Source organism: Vibrio qingdaonensis (assembly GCF_026191675.1).
Classification (GTDB): Bacteria; Pseudomonadota; Gammaproteobacteria; order Enterobacterales; family Vibrionaceae; genus Vibrio; species Vibrio qingdaonensis.
Window position 1 is genome coordinate 104,604 of sequence record NZ_JAKRRY010000005.1, and the last position, 15,536, is coordinate 120,139.

Consider the following 15,536-nt stretch of genomic DNA (forward strand, 5'->3'; position numbering starts at 1 on the left):
GAACACGGCAATCAGCCTTGTTTTCGCAAATAGATTAAGGAGTTATGAAATGAGCGAACGACTACACACACTAATTGAAAAGGAGTAACCCATGGCAACTTCCAACTCCGATAATCACCTCTTATTTTCTCCTGTCGAAATGATGGCTGAAGCAGAGAAGTTTGCATTAAGTAAGGCTAAGAAAACCAGCGGCATGACAATGAGCCTAGCCATTATGGCTGGTGCCTTTATCGGTCTCGCATTTTTATTCTATATCACTGTGACGACGGGTAGCGCCGACGCAGGATGGGGCATGAGCCGCTTCGCTGGCGGTTTGGCTTTCAGTATGGGCCTAATTCTTATTGTGATCTGTGGAGGTGAGCTATTTACCAGCTCAGTGCTTTCTAGTATTTCCTGGGCAAACAAACAAATCACCTTCGGCAAAATGCTGTCGGTTTGGGGGAAAGTCTACGTCGGTAACTTTATTGGCGCGATGTTCTTATTACTTATTGTCTCTGCCGCTGGTTTGTACCAAATGGACAACGGTCAGTGGGGTCTTAATGCCCTCAATATCGCACAACATAAGTTGCATCATTCATGGGTACAGGCATTTGCACTGGGCGTACTTTGTAACCTCTTAGTGTGCCTAGCTATTTGGCTTACCTTTAGCTCCGCTAATGCGATGACAAAGGCGGCAATGACTATCTTACCCGTGGCTATGTTCGTTAGCAGTGGCTTTGAGCACTGTGTGGCCAATATGTTTATGGTTCCCCTTGGCATTGTTATCCAAAATTTTGCGCCAGCGGAATTCTGGGCATCGGTTGGCGTCAGCGCTAGCGCGTATGCCGATTTAACACCCTTCCACTTTGTTGCTAATAATTTAGTTCCAGTGACACTCGGTAATATCGTCGGAGGCGCCGTATTAGTCGGGCTTGCTAACTGGAGCATCTACCGTAGACCGCAATTAAAAGCGGCGAATGTCACTGCAATCACGCAAACCACCACTCTAATGTCAGTTAAGGAAAGCACTATGAATAATACCATCGTCGTAAAAGAAATCATGACTCACCAACCCGTAACGCTAAGTGCTGAAACACTGACAGCTGTTGCGCTAGACACACTTCTTGACCACAACCTAACCAGCGCGCCTGTTGTAGATGTTGAAGGACGATTGGTAGGTTTCTTCTCGGTTCATGACGTAATGGTTGATTTGTGGTGTGAGAACTACAACCCGAAAACAGGTCAAAAAGTGGTAGACCTAATGAACCGTGATGTTGTCGCTATTCACTGCAATGAAAAGCTGGTCGACGTAGCTGAATTCCTTTGTATTGATAAAGAGCAACTGTTCCCTGTCACTTCAATGGGTATCGCGACTAACTACACGACATTGTCTTTAGAAGAGCGTGCTAAATCGATGAAAGTGAATAAGCCGCATGTTCTGCCAGTACTAGACGATGGAAGATTAGTTGGCGTGCTATCTCGTGGAGACGTCATGAAAGCGATTCGTCCAGTATACGGTGAGCGACTCAATGTAGTCGAGCGCAGTTTAGAAACCGCTTAATACTCACATCGCAGTAAAAGTTAAAAAGTTTTTGGTTGGAAAATAAGTCGTTTGGCCAAAAAAGCCCCAGTGTAAAAGCTGGGGCTACCCTATTTCTAGTCCTTCAAAAAACCTTTACCTCGTTCCAACCACCCTCATAACCCTACTACTCGCGCTGGCTGTATTTCTGCTGGATTCGACATCGGATATTCGACCACGAATACATCGCTACGTTCATTAGGCGCCACTTAACTGTCCTATAGCCCTTCCGTATAACAGGTAAATTAACCAACGTCCCTCACTACACATATAGCCAATAACAAACCACTCGCAGTCGCTTACCGCTAGCCACGTTTTCATACCGCTCAACGGCTTTGTTAACCAGCTAATTACCATTCGCCCCAAGGTACAAAGGTACAAAGGTACAAAGGTACAAAGGCGCACCATATTAAAGACGACAATAACCATCACATCCCTTTAAGGACATATAGACCGTCGCACAACGACTCACACCTATAGCCAACAAAAGACTTAGAAACGAACACGCTCACTAAAACCTAATCGACACGCGCCAGAAATTGGAATAGCGAGAGATGACATTGCCAGTAACGATTAAATAATCGTCAACATCAAAGATTCTTACTGCGTATATTCATCTTTGTTATTGATTAAAAAACCGCCCCAAAAGGCGACGGCGCGAACATCAAAATATTAATAAACTCCAGGCCATCATATGGCGTAGAGCCCCGTCATAGCTAACTCCACTGCGACATCAATAGTTTTGAATACCCTAGTCAATATTACCCATTTTACGCCATGACCATTTTTGCCTTAATCTAGTTTCGAACACAGCAACTGCCGACATTATCACGTTTATATTTAGTCTTATCGGCAAGCGAATAACCCAATGCGATGTATGTAAATCGCGACCTATAAAAAGAGTAAGGGAACCAGATATGAACAACATCATTGTAAAAGACATTATGAACAACCAACCTATTGCGCTTAGTGCCGAAACACTCACGTCCGTCGCACTGGATGCCCTATTAGACAACAATCAAACCAGTGCTTCTGTCGTGGATGCTCATGGACGTTTAATCGGTTTCTTTTCTGTGCACGATGCAATGGTGGATCTATGGTGCGAGAATTACCTTCCGCAACAGGATCAAAAAGTCGTCGACATTATGAATCGTGATGTTGTCGCGATTAACGCGAAAGAGACGTTAGTTAACGTTATCGAAGCACTGTGTATCGATAAAGAGCAGCTGTACCCAACATCATCTATGGGCTATGCCACAAACTTAACTACCGCTTCTGTAGAAGAGCGTGCAAAAGCAATGAAAGTGAACAAGCCACAAGTGCTGCCCGTGCTTGAAGACGGAAGACTTGTCGGCTGTATCTCTCGTTTAGAAGTCATGCAGGCGATTCGCCCTACTTACGGTAAGCGTTTGAATATCGTCGAACCAGAACGTGCGACGGCATGATGAACTCATTTTAAAAGTTTTTGGTTAGGAAATAAGTCGTTTGGCCAAAAAAAGCCCCGGTGTAAAAACCGGGGCACCTTTGTTAAAGATAATAAATTACTTTGTCGGCATGGGTAAAATTTCAAACATGCCATCGAACTTATCAAGCGTACCTGCTAGCTGCTTAAGTAGTGAAGCATCACCCTTAACGCCTGCTTGACCGGATTTAAATAACTCGTCCAATGTCGTCTCACCTAATACGACTTTGGTGAAGTCTGTTTTGTTGATAATCAGTTCAAAATCAACCGCAGGAATAGCGTCTACTTCAATGTTCGACATATTGGCATTCGATACTTCACCGTAGTAACGCTCTTCAAGATCTGGGTGGTAAACACCGAAGTTAAAGTCCAGTCCCGCCGCCTCAGCTTTTGGTGCGTTCATGCTTACCGCAATGAAATCTAAGAACATGCCAGTTGGCGTGTTAGCAATCACATCCGATGACGCCAGTTTAATTGATGGCTGAATATCACCAGTACGCAGCTCTACCGCACCTTGCAAATAACTGTTACGCCATGCCATAGTTTCTGATTGGTAGCCTTGTTGTTCAAAGCTGTCGGCCAATGCAAAACGGTAATCGATATTATTTGGGTCGCACTGCACTAAGTCATTAAACAATTGAGACGCTTCTTGATACTCACCCGCTTTAAAATGCGTCATACCTGCTTTGTAGAGCGTATCTGCACCTGCGGCATTCACGTAGACACAAGACTGGTCTTGAGTCTGCAGCGGATTGGTATTTACCGGGTTCATGTCGTGGTAACCCAAATAAAGGTTAACAACGGCACGAGCATTATGACTGTATGAGCCGTGGTAGCCGTTAGTATGCCAAGTATCAATTTGAGATTGAGGTACTATACCCTCAATTTCGCGGCCTACGTCGTGGATCGTCACGCCATGATTGGCTAAACGCATCGCTTGGTTATGAATAAAGCCATAGTTATCACGTTGTAGCGTCATATATTGTGAGATTTCGTTCACGTCAGTATCGGCGTTATTCCACACTGGCGCGGAGTGAGCCGCATGGATATTGTCGACTAAACCGCTATCAACAAAGCGCAGCTTCAATTCTGTTAGGTATTTCGTCCATACCAATGAATCACGCACTTTAGCGCCACGGAAAGTGTAGATATTGTGCATACCATCATAGGTAAGCTCTGCGGTATTCAACGAACGATACTGCGGAACATACAAAACAATCTCTGCCGGCGCTTCTGCACCAGGCATATTAATCGCATGGAACTCTAGCCCATCAATAGTCACGGTTTTTTCGCGCTCTTGAATCTCAGTCGTTGGCGCTACTAACGTCACTTCACCGCGAGAAGTCCCTAACCCTAATGCGTTATCCACTATGCCTTTGGTATTGTTATCTAGCGTCGTGCCATATTGATAGTTTGCGCGGCGCCCCATCGCAGTCCCTGCGATCACATTTTCATCGGCCAGCTCTTTAATGAAGTCTTTAGGTGCGTATATTTTCGCACCGTCAGCAAAGTCTCCAGACTCTACGATGCCACGTGAACCACCAAAGTGATCCGCGTGCATATGAGAGTAAATCATGCCAGTGATTTTGTGTTCACCATTAATCGCTGGAAGATGCTGCTTGGCAAAATCCCAAGAAGCCGCTGCTGCTTGGCGTGAAAGTAGTGGATCGTGAATGACATAACCGTTGTCAGTACGATAGATGGTCATATTTGATAAATCTGCACCACGGATTTGGTATACACCGTCCGTGACTTCATAGAGACCACCAGCCGCATAATTGAGCATGCCTTGACGCCAGATAGACGGGTTAACCGAAGGGGGTAAGTCATCAACTGACATATCCGTCATATAATTAAAGCGCTGTTTAAGTTCCCCGGCTTCGTGAGTGCCAAATTCAGCAATGAGTCCACGTTTGGTACGCTCAAATGCGGATGTATCTTCCCACGGTAGAATCTTCGCAACTGCCGCATTAGCTTTCGTAGTATGCTCGGATGCTGGTTTGCCTTCATATGTGTCGATAGAAGCGTAATCATTGGCCGCAGCGCCAAACGACACAAGAACCGCTAATGATAGGACTGAAGGAGCAAAACAAGTTTTCATAGGGAACCTCTTTATCATTCGATATTGGATATGAGGCTAATTTAAAGGTTTGACACATAACAATACATGCATGACACTGTATTTATCACATCACAAATCGTTATGTATGAGGCCGTAATGTTTCATGACTTTGATCTCAATCTGCTAAAAGTGTTTGTCGCTGTTTATCGTCATCAATCAATAACTCGCGCCGCCGATGATATGGGACTCACACAGCCAGGTGTCAGTGGTTTACTAAAGCGATTACAAAAACAAGTCGGTAGCCCTTTGTTTGTTCGCTCGGGGCGAGGCATTGCCCCCACACAACACGCTCAGGAACTCATTAAGCAAGTAGAGCCTGCACTCATTCAAATTAATAACGCGCTAGAAAGCTTAGAAGGCTTTTCTGTTCAGCATCCTAGAAAATTTGTTGTTTATACTTCCGAACCGATTATGCTGATGCTGCTACCAAAAATTGAAGCCGATACGCAGTTAGGTAATGTGTCAATTGAGCTGCAACCGGCGCATGCTAACGAAGAACACCTATTTCAAGGTTTAAATCAACATCAAGCCGATCTCGCGATTGATTTTACCAACTACTCTTCTGCGTCTTATTTTACCGAAGCATTATTTACCGATGATGTTTGCGTCATTGCGCGCAATGCACACCCACGAATTAAAGGCACCATTAGCAAAGAACAGTATTACCAAGAAAAGCACATTACATTAAAGTTACGCAGGGAGGATGCGTATTTAGCGGATTATTTCACCGAAGAAGAGTTACACGAACGTATGGTAGCCGCAGAATGTACCTCACTGGTATCGCAAATGTCGATGGTATCGGCCAGTGACTGTGTCGCCACCATCGCTAGAAGTATCGCTCACATGTTTGCCGATAAATTTGATGCCCAAGTGCTTGATACCCCGTTTACTGGTATTCCTGTTCACTATCAGTTAGTTGCCCACAATAGAGAACGGCACAGCCCTGCGAATATGTGGTTACGCAATAAGATTCAAACGTATTTCTCTATATCGTCCGATAATTCCCTCTTGCGATAATCCTTCGTCCAAAAACACGTCGACCTATAAAACGTAGCACCATAAATACAAACAACTACGGGTAGAAAAAGTGACCTCTACCTACCCGTGACTCTATTTCACCACTGCCAATCGCGCTTATAAATTCCGCATGCGCTTTTTCAGCCTTGCCAGTTCAATTTCGCTGGTGCGTACGGTCAATTTAATATGCTCATAATCGTACTCTTCTTTCGTCACGCTCATACTAGAGCGGATCTCTCCTACCACGCCATTAGCGGTATAAGGCACGATAATTTCTTCTTCGATCATCCCCTGCTCTGCCACACCAACAATGTATTTATGCAGTTTTTTAATATCAAGGGGATCACGAGTGGACGTGAACATCGCATCAGGGAACTCTTCCAATAACGCTTGCTGTTGCTCTGCACTCAAACGGTCGGACTTATTCAATACCAACAGCTTTTCGCTGTCTTCTACGCCAACTTGACCCAACACTTCGTGGACCACATCAAGTTGCGCACGGAACGAAGCATCAGAGGCATCGACAACATACAGCAACAATGACGCATCATGGGCTTCCGCTAGTGTTGAGTGAAATGAAGCGACTAAATCGTGAGGAAGCTTTTTGATAAAGCCAACCGTATCTGATACCAAGATCCTAGGTTGAGTAATGGGTTGCAGCGCACGAACTGTCGTATCAAGTGTCGCAAACAGTTTATCCTCACCCACGACATCCGTCGCCGTCAGAGCGCGCATCATTGAAGATTTTCCGGCATTGGTATAGCCAACTAAAGCAACACAAAATAGCTCAGAACGTTGTGAACGTCGGTTCTTCAATTCATTCTGTACGCTTACAAGCTCACGTTTTAAGTCTGCTAGTTGGTCTCGCACTTTTCGGCGGTCGAGCTCTAATGATGTTTCACCAGCACCCTGACCCATCTGACGTTCTTTATCACCATTTTCAGTTTCGCGAAGCCTTGGAACTAGGTAATTAAGGCGCGCAATTTCAACTTGTAAACGTGCGGTACGGGTACGAGCGTGACGGCTAAATATCTCAATAATTATGCCAGTACGATCAAATACTTCCACGCCCAGCTGGCTTTCTACGTTACGTAGTTGAGATGGACTTAAATCACAATCAAATACCACTACGTCTGCAGTTTGAGAAGGCAAGGTTTCAGCATCAAGATCAGAAAAATCCGTTTCATCAAAAAGATCGTCATATTCCGCTTCTTCTATGGAACCTTGATACCCCGTCAACTGAGCAATTTCAGCCAACTTACCCACACCAAGTACGCTGGCTTTTTGTGTCGAGCTTTGCTTTTGCGACTGGGAGCCAACCACTTTAAACCCTAAGGTTGTTACTAAACGAGCAAGTTCCGCGAGAGACTCTTTCGCTTCATCACCTTTAAATTCCGGCGTGGTAATGGAAATAAGTAACGCGTTATTGCGTGCTGCTTTTGCTGTTAGTTTCATTATCTAATGCATCTATGCACCTAAGTGCAAACCTAGTAGTTGGTCTAAAGTGGCGTGATCCTACGCTGTTATTGACAAGCTTGATAGAGCAATAACAGGCTAAATACAAAATGATTACGCTAGACTGATTGCCCAAGGAGGGAGTGTCCTCTAAATCTAATGCTTTAATAACCCATCTTACTCAGCGCACCTGATATGAGTGCATTGAACTTAGGCAAGCTTGGGTACACGTCCAATCGCTTGCCATTAGGAACGGAATAACTGAATGAAACCGAGTCTTCCAACTCTTCAAATTCTATTCCCTTCTTCGATATAAACACTTTTTTCTCTTTGGATCCTAGCTTCTCCAGATTCAATAAATCATCTCGACTAAGTACTAAATCATAATTTTTGAAATCAAAATCCAAACGAAAAAGTGCATTTGTTTTATCGATTAACTCGTAATTTGAACTGTCACCATTCATAAGCCCTATCCTCCGAACAAACCATACCTGCCATCCCTACAAACCGCCTTATTTCCTCTACCGTGCCTGGGTCCAATTTTTCTTTTACTCTACAAAACACATTAGACAGACACCCCAACCCAAACACTGTCTAAATATACAGTATATTTTGTAGCTTGTGTATCCCCACGCTACTGAATCGGGTGAATTCTGCATATCCTATGCTTAACCCGTCTGTTGAATAGGCAAAATTCATACACAACTTCACACATGACTCACAGACTGTTTCATTAAGTCCTGATAACCTCAGCCCATTAACTCTCGAATAAATTCACCTCCACACATAGAGTTAGGGGAGAAAAATATCTACATGAAAAAACTCATCTTTCTGGTTTCAGCTATAGCACTTAGCGGATGTGCCGACACTCATAAATTGAACGTATCTGAACAAAGTAGTACGAATAAAATTGCGCCTTCTTCGTCCGTTTATATCGCACTTTCACATGATGGGAGCTACGGAGAAAAATATTATAACGGGTCAGGAAAAATGCTGAGTAACATCATTAGAGCTCGGGTTATTGCGCAAATACACGATGTATCGGTAGCCACTACCCCTGAATCATTAAGGGCAGCTCTGGCAACCGCATCAGAAAAACACTATGACTATTTGCTGTATCCAACCATTATGCACTGGGAAGACAGAGCAACGGAATGGTCAGGGAAACCAGATAAAGTCGAGGTTAAGATTAGTACCTGGGATGTGAGCGCTGACCAAGAAGTGAATTCTGTTATCATTGAAGGTAAAAGCGGCCTCGGTACATTTGGCGGCGACCACCCTCAAGATTTGCTACCGCAACCAATCTCTGAATACTTAGATACTTTGTTTGATAGCAACGTGTAGTTTCTTATTGCACGCGCACTGCTTTATAACGCTAACCGTGCACCGCTACTTCTCATTCATAAAACCGGATTTTCCGTTTTTCAGGCAAAAAAAGAGCCGCTTTTTAGCGGCCCTCATTCAACAAATTTTGCTCAGCTTTCGCTTATGCGTCTTTGCCGTAAACGTTGTTCTCTTGCTCTTGTACACGGATGAACGTGGTACGCTTCGTTAGCTCTTTAAGCTTTGCTGCGCCTACGTAGGTACAAGTTGAACGTACACCACCAAGGATGTCTGAAATCGTATCGTTCACGTCGCCACGGTAAGGAAGAAGCACTGTTTTGCCTTCTGCTGCGCGGTATTTAGCAACGCCACCTGAGTGCTTCGCCATTGCGCTTTCTGAAGACATACCGTAGAACTTCATGAACGTCTTACCGTCTTTCTCGATAAGCTCACCACCAGACTGTTCGTGACCCGCTAGCATTCCGCCAAGCATCACGAAATCTGCGCCGCCGCCAAATGCTTTTGCAACATCACCGGCACAAGCACAACCGCCATCACCGATGATCATGCCGCCAAGGCCGTGTGCTGCGTCTGCACACTCGATGATTGCAGAAAGCTGAGGGTAACCTACACCAGTTTTAACACGAGTCGTACAAACAGAACCAGGGCCAATGCCCACTTTAACAATGTCTGCGCCTGCTAGAATAAGCTCTTCACACATGTCGCCTGTTACTACGTTACCCGCAGAAATTGTTTTCGTTGGGAACTCAGCGCGTACACGTTGAACGTAGTCAACGAGGTGCTCAGAGTAGCCGTTAGCAATATCGATACAGATGAATTCTAGGTCTTCGCTCAATGCCAAGATTTCTTTCGTTTTTTCGAACTCTCTGTCAGAAGTACCTGTAGAAACGAACACTTTGTTCAACGTCTCTTTATCCGCACCTTTTACGAATTCAGCCCACTGCTCTACTGTGTAGTGCTTGTGCATTGCCGTCATTACGCCATGCTTCGCGAGCTCAGTTGCCATTTCGAAGCTACCAACAGAATCCATGTTCGCTGCAATTACTGGTGTACCAGACCATTGACGACCGCTGTGCTTGAATGTAAACTCGCGGGTTAAATTTACTTGAGAACGACTTTTAAGAGTTGAACGCTTAGGGCGAAACAGTACATCTTTAAAGCCTAACTTAAGTTCTTGTTCGATACGCATTGTGTAAATTCCTTAATTTAGTAGTACATGTTCCAGTGGGCATCTATCTTGTCTAACTGTCACAAATGACATCTAAGCATAGTGCGTTGATAACTCGTTGGCAGACGATTTACCTTTCTTCGGACACAAAAAAACCGGAGCGTTGGCAGACGCTCCGGTTTTCAGCATTATAGGTCGGGATATTTTTCTTACAAGACTGCATTTTTATTTTTTTTTGTGATACCATTTCGAACATCTGCAAATCTGCTCATTACGCCCCGAATAAACCTCGCCCCGAACAACCAGTAACTTACTAATTTAAAACACAATAATCCAAATATCGCCCATTTGGCACTGTCGCTACAAACGACCTCGCCCTGTTCAAAAAATCAGCAAGCAAACGATTAGCTCACTTCCTAGCCGCACCAATTGGCTTATTTGCTGTTTAATAAGTGCACAGCACACCAATTTTTGATGACCGTTTTCGTGAAAAAACACAAAACAACATATTTATTTACAACATTAACTCGTTAAAGAATGGGCGGTATTCACCGTTTTACGCAAATACGGCAGTAGATCACTGGCCATCATGCCAATACTTCCACATTCGTTCGCACTGTCATCACCCGCTAAGCTGTGGATCAATGTGCCCAAAACGGCCGCATCGAATGTGGCATAGCCTTGAGCAAGTAAACCCGCTATAGTGCCCGACAGAACATCTCCCATCCCTCCAGTCGCCATTCCTGGATTACCTGCGTGGCAGATAACCGTAATTTCACCATTAGTGATTAGCGTACCCGCTCCTTTTAACACAACAACACCACCGTATCGTTCAACAAGTTGACGACTTGCTTTATAACGGTCTTTTTCTATCGTGTCGGTTGAGACGCCCAATAACGTTGCAGCCTCTCCTGGGTGAGGAGTCAGTATTCGTGATGAACCCACACCATCGAACTTGCCATGATGGTTTTGGCTAGAGAGCCAGTACAGAGCGTCAGCATCTAAAACTCTTGGAATATGTCTGTCACTAAAAAAGGACTCGGCCTGTTCAAAAAGTGTCTTACTCCAGTCGTTTCTTCCTAGGCCTACGCCAATACAAGCCACACTCGCCCATGACAAACGTTCGGTGACCGCGTCACTTAGTGTTGCTTTTGTAGCAATTGATTCTATAAGCGTTGCTTCTGTAGCCATTGCTTCTATAACCGTTGCTTCGATAACCATCGCCTCTGGTAGTAACGACCTTATTGCGTTTACACTATCTGCGTGAGACACCGTTGCAACAAGGCCAGCCCCGGTTCTTAATGCGGACGCAGACGCTAAAAATGCCGCGCCACTCATCCCGTTATCACCACCAATCACTACGACTTTACCATTGCTGCCCTTATGAGCATCTTTGCGTCTCGATCTTAAATACGATAACCACTGACGACTGGTCAACTGCCCAGCCGCTTGAGTCACGTTGTCAAAGTAGTGATTGACCTGTAGTCCGGAAAAAAATAATTCACCGACATACTGCCGTGCGCTACCCGTCACCAATCCCGATTTAATGCCGATAAAGGTAATGGTATGTGTGGCTTCAATCGCATTGTGATCAACATAGCCAGTATTGGCATTCACGCCTGAAGGAATATCTATAGCAATCACTGGCGCTGACGATTGATTAATACGGTCGATAAGGTGGGAATAGTAAGGACGAGGTGGCCCCGTTAACCCAGTCCCTAGTAGCGCGTCAATAATAACATCCACATCATCGGGGATTTGGTTTCCCGGCGCATGAATATCTCCGCCCAACTGAAGAAACATGAGTTTAGCTCGCTGAGCATCACCTGTTAATGAGTTAGGATCACCAACATGCCATAACGTGACTGAAATATTTTCTTGCAGCGCGTTAGCGGCGACAATATATCCATCCCCGCCATTATTACCTTTCCCGCAACATACTAAAATGTGAGTCAGCCTTGGGTAACGGTCTTTAAGTAATTCGAAAGCAGCTCCACCAGCTCTTTGCATCAAAGTATACAGCTCTATTCCTGCATGCGAAGCAGCCTGCTTTTCACCAAACTTCACAGATTCAGCACTGTACACCTTATTGGGAAGTGCCCTGATATACTTTGGCTTTGCAGTGGATTTGGGCATTGCACTCTATCCTCTCGACACCTGGTAACGTTTCCACGCGCTCTAAGCTAATGACTCACCGCTAAATTAGAATTGTGGCCAAAAAATGTGAAATACAAACCGTATTACAATGGCAGCAATCACAAGCGCAACTCCGAGGCGATAGCGCTTATATTCAGACACATTCATTGGTACACGTTTGTAAAACATGGTCACGACGCCTTTCCAGTCGTGACTTCTGCGCCCGTATTGCACCATCCCAGCTAAGATGAACAATATACCGACGATGAGTAATCCTTTTTCCGCTAAAAATAGACTGGTTTCCATTTGTCCTGCTCCTCGTACTTATTTCAACCTCGATTGTAAGCGGAACCAACCATCAAAGCTGTAGGACTATAGTCTAACGCCACTCCCGCCATAAGATCGGTAGCAATGTCTCGCCAGTCATCAATTTCTTTAGCCAGATGTTGCTGCTGCTTGTTAGATAGCGTATTCAAAGACTGAGCAATATAATCCGCGGCGATAACTCTGTTCTTCATTATCTTATCCATTAACGTATCAGTGTAGTAACTCTCCGGATCATTCATAAAGCGTTGAAACTCGGGTTGATAATAAGCAATGTCGTTACGGCGACGGAGAAGCTGATTGACGTACCTCTGCATGTTTTCACGGTGCATTTGCCAGTCTATGACAGTAATCATCATCTCTTGGGACCAGCGGTACGCTAAATTTCGATGATCGTCAGTTAATTCCCCATACCAACGTTCAAAACTTCTTTCTATTCGTTCTTGATAAATAGCCCTAATCGCTTGTTCATCTAAACCTTGGTATTTTTCCAGTAATGCCTCATCTTTCTCTGCCAAATTAGTGAGTAGCTCATCCACTTGCTCATCACTCAGTTGTTGCGTTAAGGCATATAAATCTGGCGTCATCTGTTCAACTAATCGCTTTCCATGGGCGCGAAGTTCAGTCATTTGCTCGGCGACAAAGCTCGCATCAGCTTTGCTGGGGTCTTGTTCACGAATCGTATCGAGTTGACGAAGGTATATCGGCAACTCTTCTTTTCTGTGCCAGCGACTTAGCCATTCAATCCTATCGCTTAAAATTTCCTCTTGGCCACGGCTTAACGATACGTAGTCATCGATGTACTCAATGACTATCCAATCTAAGTTGCTATAGATAAACTTGGTGCCACATCCAACCATTGCCAACAACAGCCATCCTATTGCAATGCTTCGTTTTATGTCCTTTCTCTTCATCAGCAACTTTCCTACCTACACGTTGACTACCCTGTACTGCACTTTTCGAGGCTCCACTTTCGTGTCTCATAGTTAATAATAGATGAAAAAAACCATAATCAGTCAGTAAAACCCGTTATTGCGTTGGTCATCATTCTCTTAGTACTTATTCAGATAGAACGGTACAACCGTACGCATCATACCTTGCAAAACGACACCATTTCACTCTCACTTTTACCTCAAAGAATCCCGCTTAGATACCTCTAGATTCACAGTGTAAATCTCCGTAATTAAAGGCCTTTGAGTATATAACGTCATCACTGCTACGCCGCCTACTCCGTTAGATTCACTCCTCATCTATTGTTAGCCTTTGCGTTGAAATCATTACCGGATTCTAATTGTCTAAATTGCCAATAATTGAATACAACCACGCTACCGAAACTACCATATGAAACTAAGTTAAATAACTTTGCGCAAAGACCAGTCCTACACTATTTTTAATTTGGTATTTGTAATCAATAAAATAGATTAAACAATTAAGGACGTTGTTATGAGAAAGACAGTGGTAGCGGCAGCAATTATGAGCGCCATGACCGTTCCGCAGGTTACGGCTGACGAAGGATTTTACTTAGGTGGACGTTTGGGGGGCTCGCAGCTTTCCGATGCTTGTAATGTCTCTGGAGCTGAGTGTACCGATAGCGGATTTAGCGCTGGTTACTTCGCCGGATACGATTGGAATGACTATATTGCCTTAGAGTTTGCCTATGACTGGCTGGGCAGTTACAAAACTTCGTTTAACGCAAACAGCCTGAGCTATACGCAAGACGCGAGCTTGAGCGCGATTACCCTAGCCCCTAAATTTTCTTACCCATTTACCGATGACTGGTCAGTCTTTGGTAAAATTGGTGCCGCTTACACCATCTATGGTGATCGGAAAGCAACGGCTCTAATGGGTGGCGTCGGAGTAGAATATGATTTTGCAACGGCGTGGTCTGGTCGATTTGAATATCAACGCATCAACGATGCTAAAGATGACTGGTTTAACACCGATGTAGACACTCTTTGGCTAGGTATCTCGTATTCATTTGGTAACGCTGCGGCGGCCGCAGCGGCAACGGCTGCTGCAGCGGCAACAACGCAAGTTGAACCGGCGCCAACAGAAACCGCGGCGGTTGCTGTTGTCATGACAAAAACATTCGAACAGGCTTCAGGCCAAGAAAACTTTGCACTAAACAGTACTTCCCTCGATGAGTCTCGACAATCCGACTTTGATCCCTTGGTTGCTCTCATGACAGAGCACCCAGAATCGACTGTCGAAATCGTCGGCTACACCGACTCTTCAGGCCCAGAAGCGCTAAACCAAAGAATTTCTGAAGAGCGTGCAGAGTCCATTGCCGCTTACTTAGAATCTCAAGGGATTGAACGCTCTCGAATGACAGTAAGTGGGATGGGCGAAGCCAATCCAATTGCTGACAACGCCACTAAAGAAGGTCGTGCTCAAAACAGACGGGTAGAAATTACCGTTCCGGAGTTTGAATATACCGTCGAAGAGATGCGTAGCGAATAAAAACTGAAAAGTCATGTCGAGTGAATGAAGCGCAACTACTTTCCCTACGCTAATTGCATTCGTCGAGTTAGCGTCACTTAATAAAATGCCAGTCTCGTATCAGACTGGCATTTTTAGTTCTAGGCAGGACTTAGAGCAAACTAAGCTAGCTCAAATTGGATGACAAATAACTGTGTTTCTCCGGGGTAAATCTCGGCAATCACGTTTTTTAGTTGCGGTAGTGTCATATTTTCTTGCTCCGCGTGAAGATCATTAATGTCATTAAAGTCAATCGCATCAACGGAAAGTACTTTGAGGCGGCAAAATTCACGTCCATCCTCAAAAGTCGAGACAGGAACAACTGCGCCAATCTGATAGTCTTTTTCAGACGCATCTCTAATTGTGATGGTTTTGGTACCCGCTAAGATATCCGTTTCAAAGCGCTCAAAAAATGTCATTGCTGTTAACATAGCTTTACCTACTCAATGGATCCGGTTACGGATCTTAATCG

The 15,536-nt window shown here is 44.6% G+C and carries 12 protein-coding genes and 1 pseudogene; 5 read left to right on the forward strand and 8 right to left on the reverse strand.

Translation table 11 applies throughout. From position 1 onward, the window contains the following. Positions 1-91: 91 nt before the first annotated feature. Entirely contained in the window at positions 92-1,540 is a 1,449-nt protein-coding gene (gene focA / locus MD535_RS06250) for a formate transporter FocA (RefSeq protein ID WP_265674018.1), read from the forward strand. An 893-nt stretch (positions 1,541-2,433) separates the two neighbouring features. Continuing rightward, positions 2,434-3,003, forward strand: a pseudogene (locus tag MD535_RS06255) (CBS domain-containing protein); the annotation flags it as partial. A gap of 96 nt (positions 3,004-3,099) precedes the next feature. On the opposite strand, the gene MD535_RS06260 reads toward MD535_RS06255, so the two are convergent. Continuing rightward, the gene (locus tag MD535_RS06260) at positions 3,100-5,121 is read right to left on the reverse strand and encodes an alkyl/aryl-sulfatase (protein WP_265674019.1); all 2,022 of its coding nucleotides are present in this window, start codon (positions 5,119-5,121) and stop codon (positions 3,100-3,102) included. Positions 5,122-5,238: 117 nt separating this feature from the next. Between MD535_RS06260 and MD535_RS06265 the strand changes: the two genes are divergently transcribed. After that, positions 5,239-6,159, forward strand: coding sequence for a LysR family transcriptional regulator (locus tag MD535_RS06265; RefSeq protein ID WP_265674020.1), 921 nt, complete (start codon positions 5,239-5,241; stop codon positions 6,157-6,159). A gap of 117 nt (positions 6,160-6,276) precedes the next feature. On the opposite strand, the gene hflX is transcribed toward MD535_RS06265, so the two are convergent. Further along, the gene (hflX, locus tag MD535_RS06270) at positions 6,277-7,614 is read right to left on the reverse strand and encodes a GTPase HflX (protein ID WP_265674021.1); all 1,338 of its coding nucleotides are present in this window, start codon (positions 7,612-7,614) and stop codon (positions 6,277-6,279) included. Positions 7,615-7,778: 164 nt separating this feature from the next. Beyond that, entirely contained in the window at positions 7,779-8,078 is a 300-nt protein-coding gene (locus MD535_RS06275; protein WP_265674022.1) for a hypothetical protein, read from the reverse strand. A 349-nt stretch (positions 8,079-8,427) separates the two neighbouring features. On the opposite strand from MD535_RS06275, the gene MD535_RS06280 reads away from it, so the two are divergent. After that, positions 8,428-8,958 carry a DUF4823 domain-containing protein gene (locus MD535_RS06280; protein WP_265674023.1) on the forward strand — a complete coding sequence of 177 codons (531 nt, stop codon included), beginning with the start codon at positions 8,428-8,430 and terminating at the stop codon, positions 8,956-8,958. A gap of 142 nt (positions 8,959-9,100) precedes the next feature. Here MD535_RS06280 and MD535_RS06285 read toward each other — a convergent pair whose 3' ends face one another. The 4 genes from MD535_RS06285 to MD535_RS06300 all read right to left on the reverse strand — a co-directional run bounded on the left by MD535_RS06285 (position 9,101) and on the right by MD535_RS06300 (position 13,500). After that, a complete protein-coding gene (locus tag MD535_RS06285) occupies positions 9,101-10,147 on the reverse strand; it encodes a GMP reductase (protein ID WP_265674024.1) in 1,047 nt (348 codons plus the stop codon). A 501-nt stretch (positions 10,148-10,648) separates the two neighbouring features. Further along, a complete protein-coding gene (locus MD535_RS06290; protein WP_265674025.1) occupies positions 10,649-12,262 on the reverse strand; it encodes an NAD(P)H-hydrate dehydratase in 1,614 nt (537 codons plus the stop codon). A gap of 66 nt (positions 12,263-12,328) precedes the next feature. Next, positions 12,329-12,568: a hypothetical protein gene (locus tag MD535_RS06295; RefSeq protein WP_265674026.1), complete on the reverse strand. Its 240-nt coding sequence runs from the start codon at positions 12,566-12,568 to the stop codon at positions 12,329-12,331. A gap of 23 nt (positions 12,569-12,591) precedes the next feature. Then, entirely contained in the window at positions 12,592-13,500 is a 909-nt protein-coding gene (locus MD535_RS06300; protein WP_265674027.1) for a DUF6279 family lipoprotein, read from the reverse strand. A gap of 529 nt (positions 13,501-14,029) precedes the next feature. Here MD535_RS06300 and MD535_RS06305 point away from each other — a divergent pair. Next, the gene (locus tag MD535_RS06305) at positions 14,030-15,046 is read left to right on the forward strand and encodes an OmpA family protein (RefSeq protein WP_265674028.1); all 1,017 of its coding nucleotides are present in this window, start codon (positions 14,030-14,032) and stop codon (positions 15,044-15,046) included. A gap of 140 nt (positions 15,047-15,186) precedes the next feature. Here MD535_RS06305 and yqfB read toward each other — a convergent pair whose 3' ends face one another. After that, positions 15,187-15,483 carry a N(4)-acetylcytidine aminohydrolase gene (yqfB, locus tag MD535_RS06310; protein ID WP_265674067.1) on the reverse strand — a complete coding sequence of 99 codons (297 nt, stop codon included), beginning with the start codon at positions 15,481-15,483 and terminating at the stop codon, positions 15,187-15,189. Positions 15,484-15,536: the final 53 nt, after the last annotated feature.

Bases quoted from the DNA above. Each gene is read 5' to 3' on its own strand.
- focA (WP_265674018.1), top strand. From the start codon at position 92: ATGGCAACTTCCAACTCCGATAATCACCTCTTATTTTCTCCTGTCGAA.
- MD535_RS06260 (WP_265674019.1), bottom strand. From the start codon at position 5,121: ATGAAAACTTGTTTTGCTCCTTCAGTCCTATCATTAGCGGTTCTTGTG.
- MD535_RS06265 (WP_265674020.1), top strand. From the start codon at position 5,239: ATGTTTCATGACTTTGATCTCAATCTGCTAAAAGTGTTTGTCGCTGTT.
- hflX (WP_265674021.1), bottom strand. From the start codon at position 7,614: ATGAAACTAACAGCAAAAGCAGCACGCAATAACGCGTTACTTATTTCC.
- MD535_RS06275 (WP_265674022.1), bottom strand. From the start codon at position 8,078: ATGAATGGTGACAGTTCAAATTACGAGTTAATCGATAAAACAAATGCA.
- MD535_RS06280 (WP_265674023.1), top strand. From the start codon at position 8,428: ATGAAAAAACTCATCTTTCTGGTTTCAGCTATAGCACTTAGCGGATGT.
- MD535_RS06285 (WP_265674024.1), bottom strand. From the start codon at position 10,147: ATGCGTATCGAACAAGAACTTAAGTTAGGCTTTAAAGATGTACTGTTT.
- MD535_RS06290 (WP_265674025.1), bottom strand. From the start codon at position 12,262: ATGCCCAAATCCACTGCAAAGCCAAAGTATATCAGGGCACTTCCCAAT.
- MD535_RS06295 (WP_265674026.1), bottom strand. From the start codon at position 12,568: ATGGAAACCAGTCTATTTTTAGCGGAAAAAGGATTACTCATCGTCGGT.
- MD535_RS06300 (WP_265674027.1), bottom strand. From the start codon at position 13,500: ATGAAGAGAAAGGACATAAAACGAAGCATTGCAATAGGATGGCTGTTG.
- MD535_RS06305 (WP_265674028.1), top strand. From the start codon at position 14,030: ATGAGAAAGACAGTGGTAGCGGCAGCAATTATGAGCGCCATGACCGTT.
- yqfB (WP_265674067.1), bottom strand. From the start codon at position 15,483: ATGACATTTTTTGAGCGCTTTGAAACGGATATCTTAGCGGGTACCAAA.